This window comes from Citrobacter sp. Cpo069, assembly GCF_030332785.1.
Taxonomy (GTDB): domain Bacteria; phylum Pseudomonadota; class Gammaproteobacteria; order Enterobacterales; family Enterobacteriaceae; genus Citrobacter; species Citrobacter portucalensis.
Genome location: NZ_JAOWHD010000048.1, coordinates 1 through 10,143 on the forward strand (window position 1 = coordinate 1; position 10,143 = coordinate 10,143).

Sequence of the window (10,143 nt, forward strand, 5' to 3'; positions counted from 1 at the left end):
GGTGATGCTGCCAACTTACTGATTTAGTGTATGATGGTGTTTTTGAGGTGCTCCAGTGGCTTCTGTTTCTATCAGCTGTCCCTCCTGTTCAGCTACTGACGGGGTGGTGCGTAACGGCAAAAGCACTGCCGGACATCAGCGCTATCTCTGCTCTCACTGCCGTAAAACATGGCAACTGCAGTTCACTTACACCGCTTCTCAACCCGGTACGCACCAGAAAATCATTGATATGGCCATGAATGGTGTTGGATGCCGGGCAACCGCCCGCATTATGGGCGTTGGCCTCAACACGATTTTACGTCACTTAAAAAACTCAGGCCGCAGTCGGTAACCTCGCGCATACAGCCGGGCAGTGACGTCATCGTCTGCGCGGAAATGGACGAACAGTGGGGCTATGTCGGGGCTAAATCGCGCCAGCGCTGGCTGTTTTACGCGTATGACAGGCTCCGGAAGACGGTTTGCGCACGTATTCGGTGAACGCACTATGGCGACGCTGGGGCGTCTTATGAGCCTGCTGTCACCCTTTGACGTGGTGATATGGATGACGGATGGCTGGCCGCTGTATGAATCCCGCCTGAAGGGAAAGCTGCACGTAATCAGCAAGCGATATACGCAGCGAATTGAGCGGCATAACCTGAATCTGAGGCAGCACCTGGCACGGCTGGGACGGAAGTCGCTGTCGCTCTCAAAATCGGTGGAGCTGCATGACAAAGTCATCGGGCATTATCTGAACATAAAACACTATCAATAAGTTGGAGTCATTACCCGGCACGCATATCGAGAGCCGAAAATGAGTCAAATGACGCTTTATCTTTCATAATTCTTTCCTTTTTGCGATTTCAAAGTTTTCTTTCCGTTGCCGGAACAGACTGAAACGTAACTTTCCAGCCGGAACGGTGATGAGCCCCAGACACGCAACTATCAGTCCGACGCCTGCCCATCCGGAAGGCGGCAGCCTTTCACCGACGAGCACAACGGCCAGCAGTGCGGCTATAACCGGCTCCAGCAGACTGATCGTGGTTGCCATACTGGGGACGTCTCAGAAAACGGAATCTATGGTCACTCCCGTTTTTGCAACACCGATTTTGACGATAAATTGGCTTGCTTGAATCTATCCGGCGTCTGAATGGGATTTTATTCCCGCGCCTCGATGAGTTCCGCGCCTGATGAACCTCCAGAAAATATACGGCTTCAATGAGCCTTTCCGTTTTACAGGTTCCTCAACAGGCCGGTGGGCCGTTAGTATCATCAATATCAGTATTCGCAAAACCAGATCAGTGATTCTTTAAACCGGTGTATTTCTGCCGTTATGCTACATAAGTTTGCTGTCGTGCCGTTAGGGCCCAGGCTATTCTGGCCAGCTTGTTTGCCAGAGCACAAGTGACGACAAAGTTGCTTTTCCTACACAGTAGATCCCTGACCCAATCGGCCAATTTGCCAGACTGGTGTTCCAGTTTTTGTATGAATACCCTGGCACATTGAACCAACAAAGTTCGGATCTTTTTGTTACCTCGCTTACTAATTCCCAGCAATGTCGTCCGACCTCCCGTGCTGTACTGTCGAGGCACTAGCCCTGTTGCCGCCGCAAAGTCACGACTGCTGGCGTACTGCTTCCCGTCGCCAATCTCAGTTGAAATAGTACTCGCTGTCAGTGTTCCGACGCAGGGAATGCTCAGCAAGCGCTGTCCAATCTCATCTTCGTCCAACTTTCGTTTCAACTGGGATTCCAAATCTTTAATCTGCTCAACAAGATAGTGATAATCTGTTGTAATTTCAGCAATAACTGGCTGAGGTATAGAGGCAAACTATTGTCCTCAAGAAGGGTACTCAGTCGGCTAATAACGGCAGCTCCTCGTGGAACGCTGATGCCAAATTCCAGCAGAAAAGCATGCATCTGATTGGTTGTTTTTACCTTATCCTGAACCAAGGATTCACGGACACGATGCAGCGCACGCATTGCCTGCTGAGATTCAGTTCTGGGCTGTACAAAACGCATAGACGGACGCGATGCAGCTTCACAAATAGCTTCGGCGTCGACAAAGTCGTTTTTGTTACTTTTAACGAATGGACGGACAAATTGTGGTGATATCAGCTTAGGAAAATGCCCCAACTCTTCCAACTTGCGTGCCATAAAGTGAGAGCCACCACAGGCTTCCATTGCGATGGTTGTAGCGGGGCATGTCGCCAAAAATTCGATTAACTTTGGCCGTGTAAATTTTTTACGGTAAACAGCCTTGCCGCGACGATCTTGGCAATGAATATGGAAAGAGTTTTTACCCAGATCGATACCAATGAGCGCAATGTTTTCCATGATAGTTCTCCGAATGAAAGCCTATCCTCAGCATAGTACCGGGAAGGAGGGAGTGACCATCTCATTAATTATCCCACGCTAAGACTATATTTTGTACAGCAGTGGAGAAGGATGAGAAACCAGCAGTTCATTAACAGGGACTCCTTTTTGCTTAAGCGGCTCAATGGTTCTTTCTATATAAACCGTATTCCAGAGTGTTATCGCCGCCGTATGTAGTGTCAGCGCCGGTGGCGTGGTAACACTGATCCTCCCACCCCCAGATCCCTGATTTCATTCAGCCGGTGCATGAAGGATGCTCGCCCAAGGGCCTCACCCTTATTCAGCCCCGCCTGTATGCATCGGCCTAAGCCTTTATCGCAAAATCAGTCCAGCATAAACAGCGTCCGATCTCTGCAGAAAATCGCCCTCTGCGCTACGAGTTTGAACGCATTTACTCTGTTTATAGGTAACATTCGCCCCACGATATAATGATATCGGCAACGTATTCAGCATCCTGAGCATGAGTCAGAAGGTGATCCGCCTTACCCAACGAAATGAAACTCTTGGGATGCTTTGCTGCTTTGAATATTTTTTCGGCCTGCTCAATTAACACAGTATCATCTTCAGTCGCATGAAAAATAAGCAGAGGCTTGTTCATGGCGAACACCTTATGAGCGATTTTGTGTTCCTGAATATTGTCCAGCATCTGTTTCTTTAAGGTAAATACCCGCCCGGCCAGCTCAACGGGATAGGCTCCATGCTGGTTAATGTTTTCAACATCATCCTTAAAAAGACGTTTTACGTGTGTCAGTTCTCCGGGTGATCCTATGGTGACAACGGCCTTTGCCTCAGGAACTTCGCCGGCAATAGACAGAATGGCCGATCCCCCCAGGCTATGGCCGATGAGCAAAGAAGGCGCTTCGTACTGTCGGCGGAGATAATCTACCGCGCAAAGCAGGTCCGAAATATTGGATGAGAAGTTGGTGTTGGAAAAATCCCCTTCGCTGTTTCCCAGACCAGTAAAATCAAACCGGAGAACGGCGATAGCATTCTCTGTCAGTTTCCGCGCAATACGCGCCGCGCCTTTGAGGTCTTTGCCACACGTAAAACAATGAGCTAACAGCGCAAACGCTTTAGGATTTTCAGGAAGTTCAAGCAATCCGGCCAGTTCTTCACCAGCCGCATTTTTGAACGTAAATTTTAGTTTTTTCATAGGATATTCCAGGTCTTAAACTGATTTCATATGTTTGATCGCAGGGAAAAATAATCTTCTGCTCTGCATCTGGCATTACGCGTTTTCCTTCCTCTACTGGGGATGTGAAACAGAATTCATTCCGAATGCCTGTCCTCACCTTCCAGTTTGAAAGCTGATTATTGCTTCCTGTTCGGTGATCACTTACGCTATGCTACCAACTAGATGGTAGCTTACAAGAATTTTATGAGGTCTCACTGAATGGCCAATTGCGCGCTCATTCTTAAAATATCCCTGGCAATGCTGGCGTTTGCTGCAAACTCTATTCTGTGCCGTCTGGCCCTGCAGGGAGGCCACATTGATCCCCTTTCATTCAGCAGCCTCAGGCTGGCCAGTGGTGCACTCGTCCTGTCACCTTTCTTGTTTTATCACGCAAAAACTACATTATCGCTGTGGCGTCCGCTGAGCGGATTTTACCTCATGGTGTACGCAGTGCTCTTCTCTGTCGCCTATATCCATCTCGATACCGGGGCAGGTGCGCTGTTACTTTTTGGTGCCGTACAGTTTGCGATGGTGATCCACGGATTATTTAAAGGGGAATCACTCTCCGTTACCGGCTCCTCATCGTGTATAACCCCTTTCTCTCTGGCCGTTTTGTCCTGTCAGGATGTCGTCAGAACCCGGCATAACACCCTGTGCCGGGAACACAAAAGGCACGGATGAACAGGTCGTGAATATTCTTAGTGAAGCCTGCTGATGACATGTCTGGCGACAAAAAAATGCCGCCCTTAAGGGGCGGCTTATGCCAGCGTCACTGGGTTATCGTCTGACCGCCATGATGCCCGCATCGACATCCCAGATAGCGCCCGTCACCCATGAGGTTTTGTCAGACAACAGGAAGAGAATAGTGTTTGCCACATCTTCGGCAGTTCCGACGCGTCCCAGCGGGTGGAAATCGTTCAGCGACTTCATAGCATCTGCGATATCCGCTTTGTCCATGAAGCCTTCGTATATCGGCGTATGAACAATCCCGGGAGACACCGCGTTGACACGAATACCCGCGCTGGCCAGCTCAATCGCCAGATTACGCGTCAGGGCATGCAGACCCGCTTTTGCCATTGAATAGGCCGAGGCCGGCGAGTCACCCAGTGCAGCCTGAGCACCAATCGAACCGACGTTGACGATAGACCCTTCGAGCTTCGCGGCGAGCATGTTCTTCACGACATCCTGTGTAATAAAGAACGTGGCTCGGTTCAGCGAAAGATACATGTCATAATCGGCAAAGCTGTGCTCGGTAAATCCTTTGGGCATGAAGATACCGGCGGCATTCACCATCAGGCTGATATCGCGATGGTGAGCATTAATTTCCTGACGGATAGTTTCCATACCTTCTTCGGTCATCAGGTTCGCCGCGATGACCGCAACCGGTCCCAGAGGGCTCAGTTCTTTTTGCACCGCTTCGGCTTTGTCTTTTTTATTCCCGGTCAGCACGACACTGCCGCCCGCTTCCAGTACCATGCGTGCCACGGCCAGGCCCATGCCGCTGGTACCGCCGACGACGAGCAGTTTTTTACCTTTGAAAAAAGTGTTCATTTTCTGACTCCATTACTGGTGGGTAAGACGTTGCCGGCAGCGTGAAACTGCCGGCGGTTGACGGATTAAATACTGCAGCCATCCGTTCCGCAGGTCTGACCCGCAGTGGCTGAAAATTCGGTTTGCTGTTCATCCCAGACCTGACGCAGGGCATTCAAAAAGTTATCTGCTGCCTGAGCCCCGCTGATGGCATATTTTTCGTTCATCACAAAAACCGGAACGCCGCTGAGGCCAATAGACTGTGCGTGGGCTTCATCGTCGGAAACGGTGGCGCGAAAATCGTCATTTTCCAGGGCGGCTTCAGCGTCAGCTTTCGGCATACCGGCTTCTACGGCCATGGCAACGAGCTGCTGACGGTCAAAGAGAGAGCGACCTTCGGTGATACTGCCATGATAAAAACGTTCTTCCACCGCGTCCGCAATTCCGGCCTTACGCGCGGCAACCAGCAGGGTGTGTGCATCTTCTGTATCACCAAACATCATGCCGTCGAAGTTGTAGATCAGACCTTCAGATTTACCGGCGGTGCCCACCTGATTCATCATCAGCTCCGCTGAATGCTGACTGCCCAGCTTTTTAACGATGGCATCCTTAAAAGGCATCGCGGGAGTACCACCGGCCAGACGGTAGCTGTGATGGCGGATCACCACCTGGTCGCGAAATTCAAAGCGATTCAGACCCTGTTCAAATCTTTTTTTAGCAATCCAGCACCACGGGCAGACCAAATCTGACCAGATATCGATGGTAAGGGTGGGTTTCAGCGTTTGCATAATGATTCCTCAAAGACGTTGGGCGGTCGGATCTCACTTATCAGAGAACCGCGACCGTATGGGATTTATTGCGCCTGCCAGACCGGGTAATCGGTATAGCCTTTTTCCGGGGAACCACTGACGCCGTAGTAGGTGGCGCGGTCACTTTCTGCCAGTGGCCAGCCGTTTTGCATTCTTTCAACCAGATCCGGGTTAGCGATGTAGGGCACACCAAATGCCACCAGATCCAGCTCATCATCTTCCAGAGCCTGCTCTGCGATATCACGGGTAAAACCGCCGGCAGCGATGATGGTGCCTTTAAACGTGTTGCGAAAACGGCGGCGGAAGCCTTCCGGAAGTGGCGCTTTGGTGTACACCGGCTGATAGTAAAGGTGTACGTAGGCCAGTTCCCGCTGACCGAGCGCGTCGGTGATGGCTGACCAGGTTTGCTCTTCACCTTCATACGGCGCGAGGTCATAAATGCGGCCGAACGGTGACAGGCGCACGGCAACGTGGCTGTTACCCACGGCTTCCGCCACGGCGTCAATGGTCTCCAGCAGGAAACGCTGACGATTTTCCACCGAGCCGCCGTATTCGTCGGTGCGGGTGTTCAGTTCGCTACTGAGGAACTGGTCAAAGATGAATCCGTTTGCCGCCATGATTTCCACGCCGTCAAAGCCGGCTTCCATCGCCAGGCGTGCGGAGTGCACGAAGTCTGCAGTGATGCGTTTAACTTCATGCGTTTCCAGCGCGCGTGGCTGGCTTGGTACAACCGGGCCAGGTTCTCCGGATTCGGTCAGCGCAAAAACGGTGGTATTGACCGCCTGAACGGTGCCCGCTGAAACCGGCGCTATGTGGCCTGGCTGAAGAGAGACGTGAGACATACGGCCGACGTGCCAGAGCTGCGCGAAAATACGGCCACCTTTGGCGTGAACCGCTTGTGTCACCTTACGCCAGCCCTGGACGTGTTCGTCGTTGTAGATACCAGGGGTATAAAGGTAACCCCGGCCTTCTTCTGAAACCGGCATCCCTTCGGTGATGAGCAGGCCAGCAGAAGCACGCTGTGCATAGTACAAAGCCACGACCTCATCCGGCACGTCATTCATGGTGCGGGTGCGGGTCATCGGTGCCATGACTACACGGTTTTTTAACGCCAGGCCAGACAGATTGTAGGGGGTGAAAAGCTTACTCATCGTATACCTCACAAAAAACAAAAAGGAGTATCCCGGCAGGGATTTGCACAGCCCGGCAGTATCATCGACTGGACGTCGCGCACTGGAGTTGCATAAACATCTGATGGGTGGCAATATACCAACCATCTAGTAGGTAGGTCAATGGGTGTGTCGTATTTTTTTGTCATAACGCAGCCATTTCTGAATTGTCACTCATTTTGCGAGGTCATCACCATGCGTACATTAACAGCTTATAACGAAGATAATTTCCGCCAGATAGAGCAGTACAAAGGAATATCGGTGGTACGTTTCTCTGCACCCTGGTGTCCGCCCTGTCAGGCCAGCGAAGAAATGTTCAGTCAGTTTGCAGACCGGCTCGATAGAGATATTCAGGTGGGGAAAGTCAATGTAGATCAGGCGCCGGTGCTGACAACCAAATACGAGATCTGGGGGCTGCCGTCTGTGCTGATATTTCATGAAGGGCAATTAGTTAAACGCATACCGGGTGTGAAACCTGCATCGGTATATGCTCAGGCTATTGCGGACATAAAAAAAGGGCAGTAATGCCCTTTTAACGTGGAATTTATTAATGCTTAACCGCGTGCCTGACCGACGGCATCCAGAGTGCGGGCTGAATAAATGACCGCCGCGCCAGCGTTGAGGTTAATCGCCACGCCCAGCGCTTCAGCAATTTCAGCGTCGGTTGCACCGGCTTTCACAGCTGCGTCGGCGTGAAAAGCAATACAGCCGTCGCAGCGGGTTGTGACTGCGCACGCCAGGGCAATGAGTTCACGCACTTTTGCGCCCAAAAGGTCAGTTTTGTTACCTGCGTTGCCCAGGGCAACCACGCCTTTCATGGTCTCGGGGGTCAGTTTGCCCAACTCGCCTAAACGTTGCATTAACTCTGAGCGATAGTTGTTCCAGTCCAGCATAGTGTCATTCTCCTGAATGAGGGGTATTAAGAAGCAGTTTTATATACTTAAGGCTGTTGGCGAAGACTTCGGGTCTGGCCGTTGCATGCGCCACTACGCTTGAGCCTTCACAGACATTAATGATCATCAAAGCAATATCTGATGGTTCGGCATGGGATGAAAACTCACCTGACTCCATGCCCGCCCTGACGACTTTTGTGAGCCACTCGATTTGCATATCGAAATAAAGTGATGTCTGTACAGTAATTGCCTGAGGCAGATTGGCGGTCTCTGCTGACAACGCACAACACAGTGGCAGTAGCGAAGCTTTATGGCTTTGCGCGAAGATATCGATGTAAGCCGCAATTCTTCTCTCCGCGCTTTTCTCAGTCGCCTCTATCTGCTCAAATACGCGTTGTGTATCAGAGAACGCCTGTATTACCACCTGCTCACCCAGAATATCTTTGGTCGGGAAATGGTGATGAATACTGGCCTTGGTGATACCCACTATTTTTGATAAATCAGCATAGCTGAATGCTGAATACCCTTTTTCGCGCATCAGGTGTTCTGCTTCGCTGAGCAGCCGTTCCCGTGTCATGGTTGTCATAATTACTCCATATAATCTACTAGTTGATAGATTATATTGTTGCTATTTTTCCGTAGCAAGTTGTATCACTGACTCAGTATCGTGCAGAACTGAACGTCACTGCCATCCTGCATTCTGAATGGCAGCATTACATCTCTGACATCACGCCAGGCGTGTAATCATTTCAACCGGATTAGCCAGAGTATCGTGGATTGGCGAATTCTTTTGCATTTCGCTGACCAGCGCTTCTAACTCCTCGCGACTGGCGGTCTTGCTCGTAAGGTGAACATCGACGCGAATAGATTTCGCACCTTTACGCACGTTGCTGTCCAGCCCAAGGAAGCCGTTGAGGTTGATATCGAAATTAAGATCCAGCTCGATACCGTCCAGGTCGATCCCTTTTTCAGCAGCCATCATGGTAAGGGTGGCGGTATAACAGCCAGCCAGCGCCTGCATGATGTATTCAGTCGGGCTCATGCCGGTATCGGTGCCGAGTAAACCTGCGGGTTCATCACCGATATTAGAAAATTTCCCCACACGGCTGGTATCGATAACGCCGTTCTGGATTGTGGCGCCGGTCTCTGTGCGAACGGTTAATCCGCCGCTGGAACGGGCTTTCATCTGGAAAGTCAGGTTACCCAGGCCAGGCTGGCTGCGAACTGCTTCACGGGTATTGTGGATCGCAGCTGCGTCTGCAGAAGGTTTAACGGTAGTAGACATAATGGCTCCTGTAATTTCTTGATAAAAGGTATAGCTGGTGTAATCAGTACCAATCATCTAGTTGGTAGATTAATATCGCGAACCTCTTTTGTCTACTCTTTTATAAAAAATAGGGCACTGTTGCAAATAGTCGGTGGTGATAAACTTATCATCCCCTTTTGCTGATGGAGCTGCACATGAACCCATTCAAAGGCCGGCATTTTCAGCGTGACATCATTCTGTGGGCCGTACGCTGGTACTGCAAATACGGCATCAGTTACCGTGAGCTGCAGGAGATGCTGGCTGAACGCGGAGTGAATGTCGATCACTCCACGATTTACCGCTGGGTTCAGCGTTATGCGCCTGAAATGGAAAAACGGCTGCGCTGGTACTGGCGTAACCCTTCCGATCTTTGCCCGTGGCACATGGATGAAACCTACGTGAAGGTCAATGGCCGCTGGGCGTATCTGTACCGGGCCGTCGACAGCCGGGGCCGCACTGTCGATTTTTATCTCTCCTCCCGTCGTAACAGCAAAGCTGCATACCGGTTTCTGGGTAAAATCCTCAACAACGTGAAGAAGTGGCAGATCCCGCGATTCATCAACACGGATAAAGCGCCCGCCTATGGTCGCGCGCTTGCTCTGCTCAAACGCGAAGGCCGGTGCCCGTCTGACGTTGAACACCGACAGATTAAGTACCGGAACAACGTGATTGAATGCGATCATGGCAAACTGAAACGGATAATCGGCGCCACGCTGGGATTTAAATCCATGAAGACGGCTTACGCCACCATCAAAGGTATTGAGGTGATGCGTGCACTACGCAAAGGCCAGGCCTCAGCATTTTATTATGGTGATCCCCTGGGCGAAATGCGCCTGGTAAGCAGAGTTTTTGAAATGTAAGGCCTTTGAATAAGACAAAAGGCTGCCTCATCGCTAACTTTGCAACAGTGCC

Annotated in this window: 10 protein-coding genes and 5 pseudogenes; 5 read left to right on the top strand and 10 right to left on the bottom strand. The window is 50.9% G+C overall.

The window, feature by feature from the left end:
* Positions 1-55: 55 nt before the first annotated feature.
* Together OGY08_RS11970 and OGY08_RS11975 are read left to right on the top strand one after the other, a co-directional pair.
* Positions 56-331 (top strand): IS1-like element transposase, encoded by a 276-nt coding sequence (locus OGY08_RS11970; protein ID WP_000179213.1) that lies wholly within the window; start codon positions 56-58, stop codon positions 329-331.
* Positions 332-375: 44 nt separating this feature from the next.
* Positions 376-751: pseudogene (locus tag OGY08_RS11975) on the top strand (IS1 family transposase).
* A gap of 63 nt (positions 752-814) precedes the next feature.
* Here the strand turns inward: OGY08_RS11975 and OGY08_RS11980 are convergent.
* The 4 genes and pseudogenes from OGY08_RS11980 to OGY08_RS11995 all read right to left on the bottom strand — a co-directional run.
* Positions 815-1,030, bottom strand: a pseudogene (locus OGY08_RS11980) (EamA family transporter); the annotation flags it as partial.
* A gap of 277 nt (positions 1,031-1,307) precedes the next feature.
* A pseudogene (locus OGY08_RS11985) lies at positions 1,308-2,311 on the bottom strand (IS110-like element IS4321 family transposase).
* Between the two features lie 99 nt (positions 2,312-2,410).
* A pseudogene (locus OGY08_RS11990) lies at positions 2,411-2,724 on the bottom strand (Tn3 family transposase); the annotation flags it as partial.
* 26 nt (positions 2,725-2,750) lie between these two features.
* The gene (locus OGY08_RS11995) at positions 2,751-3,503 is read right to left on the bottom strand and encodes an alpha/beta hydrolase family protein (protein WP_171278908.1); all 753 of its coding nucleotides are present in this window, start codon (positions 3,501-3,503) and stop codon (positions 2,751-2,753) included.
* Between the two features lie 240 nt (positions 3,504-3,743).
* On the opposite strand from OGY08_RS11995, the pseudogene OGY08_RS12000 reads away from it, so the two are divergent.
* Positions 3,744-4,091 (top strand): annotated as a pseudogene (locus OGY08_RS12000) (EamA family transporter); the annotation flags it as partial.
* 210 nt (positions 4,092-4,301) lie between these two features.
* Here the strand turns inward: OGY08_RS12000 and OGY08_RS12005 are convergent.
* The 3 genes from OGY08_RS12005 to OGY08_RS12015 all read right to left on the bottom strand — a co-directional run bounded on the left by OGY08_RS12005 (position 4,302) and on the right by OGY08_RS12015 (position 7,014).
* Positions 4,302-5,075, bottom strand: coding sequence for an SDR family NAD(P)-dependent oxidoreductase (locus tag OGY08_RS12005; RefSeq protein WP_004729618.1), 774 nt, complete (start codon positions 5,073-5,075; stop codon positions 4,302-4,304).
* Between the two features lie 65 nt (positions 5,076-5,140).
* Positions 5,141-5,842, bottom strand: a complete 702-nt coding sequence (locus tag OGY08_RS12010) for a DsbA family oxidoreductase (RefSeq protein WP_001194072.1) — start codon at positions 5,840-5,842, stop codon at positions 5,141-5,143.
* Between the two features lie 65 nt (positions 5,843-5,907).
* Positions 5,908-7,014 (bottom strand): alkene reductase, encoded by a 1,107-nt coding sequence (locus OGY08_RS12015; protein ID WP_006687059.1) that lies wholly within the window; start codon positions 7,012-7,014, stop codon positions 5,908-5,910.
* A gap of 213 nt (positions 7,015-7,227) precedes the next feature.
* Here OGY08_RS12015 and OGY08_RS12020 point away from each other — a divergent pair, with 213 nt between their 5' ends.
* On the top strand, positions 7,228-7,557 hold the full coding sequence (locus OGY08_RS12020) for a thioredoxin family protein (RefSeq protein ID WP_002431133.1): 330 nt from the start codon (positions 7,228-7,230) through the stop codon (positions 7,555-7,557).
* Positions 7,558-7,586: 29 nt separating this feature from the next.
* On the opposite strand, the gene OGY08_RS12025 is transcribed toward OGY08_RS12020, so the two are convergent.
* The 3 genes from OGY08_RS12025 to OGY08_RS12035 form a co-directional block, all read right to left on the bottom strand.
* Positions 7,587-7,925: a carboxymuconolactone decarboxylase family protein gene (locus tag OGY08_RS12025; protein ID WP_000888080.1), complete on the bottom strand. Its 339-nt coding sequence runs from the start codon at positions 7,923-7,925 to the stop codon at positions 7,587-7,589.
* A 4-nt stretch (positions 7,926-7,929) separates the two neighbouring features.
* Positions 7,930-8,511 carry a TetR/AcrR family transcriptional regulator gene (locus tag OGY08_RS12030; protein WP_000210409.1) on the bottom strand — a complete coding sequence of 194 codons (582 nt, stop codon included), beginning with the start codon at positions 8,509-8,511 and terminating at the stop codon, positions 7,930-7,932.
* 141 nt (positions 8,512-8,652) lie between these two features.
* On the bottom strand, positions 8,653-9,210 hold the full coding sequence (locus OGY08_RS12035; protein WP_000108589.1) for an OsmC family protein: 558 nt from the start codon (positions 9,208-9,210) through the stop codon (positions 8,653-8,655).
* Positions 9,211-9,386: 176 nt separating this feature from the next.
* Here OGY08_RS12035 and OGY08_RS12040 point away from each other — a divergent pair, with 176 nt between their 5' ends.
* Positions 9,387-10,091 (top strand): IS6-like element IS26 family transposase, encoded by a 705-nt coding sequence (locus tag OGY08_RS12040; protein WP_001067855.1) that lies wholly within the window; start codon positions 9,387-9,389, stop codon positions 10,089-10,091.
* Positions 10,092-10,143: the final 52 nt, after the last annotated feature.

What these genes read in the sequence shown, in the direction of transcription:
- OGY08_RS11995 (WP_171278908.1), bottom strand. Translation starts at nt 3,503, where the DNA reads ATGAAAAAACTAAAATTTACGTTCAAAAATGCGGCTGGTGAAGAACTG.
- OGY08_RS12005 (WP_004729618.1), bottom strand. Translation starts at nt 5,075, where the DNA reads ATGAACACTTTTTTCAAAGGTAAAAAACTGCTCGTCGTCGGCGGTACC.
- OGY08_RS12010 (WP_001194072.1), bottom strand. Translation starts at nt 5,842, where the DNA reads ATGCAAACGCTGAAACCCACCCTTACCATCGATATCTGGTCAGATTTG.
- OGY08_RS12015 (WP_006687059.1), bottom strand. Translation starts at nt 7,014, where the DNA reads ATGAGTAAGCTTTTCACCCCCTACAATCTGTCTGGCCTGGCGTTAAAA.
- OGY08_RS12020 (WP_002431133.1), top strand. Translation starts at nt 7,228, where the DNA reads ATGCGTACATTAACAGCTTATAACGAAGATAATTTCCGCCAGATAGAG.
- OGY08_RS12025 (WP_000888080.1), bottom strand. Translation starts at nt 7,925, where the DNA reads ATGCTGGACTGGAACAACTATCGCTCAGAGTTAATGCAACGTTTAGGC.
- OGY08_RS12030 (WP_000210409.1), bottom strand. Translation starts at nt 8,511, where the DNA reads ATGACAACCATGACACGGGAACGGCTGCTCAGCGAAGCAGAACACCTG.
- OGY08_RS12035 (WP_000108589.1), bottom strand. Translation starts at nt 9,210, where the DNA reads ATGTCTACTACCGTTAAACCTTCTGCAGACGCAGCTGCGATCCACAAT.
- OGY08_RS12040 (WP_001067855.1), top strand. Translation starts at nt 9,387, where the DNA reads ATGAACCCATTCAAAGGCCGGCATTTTCAGCGTGACATCATTCTGTGG.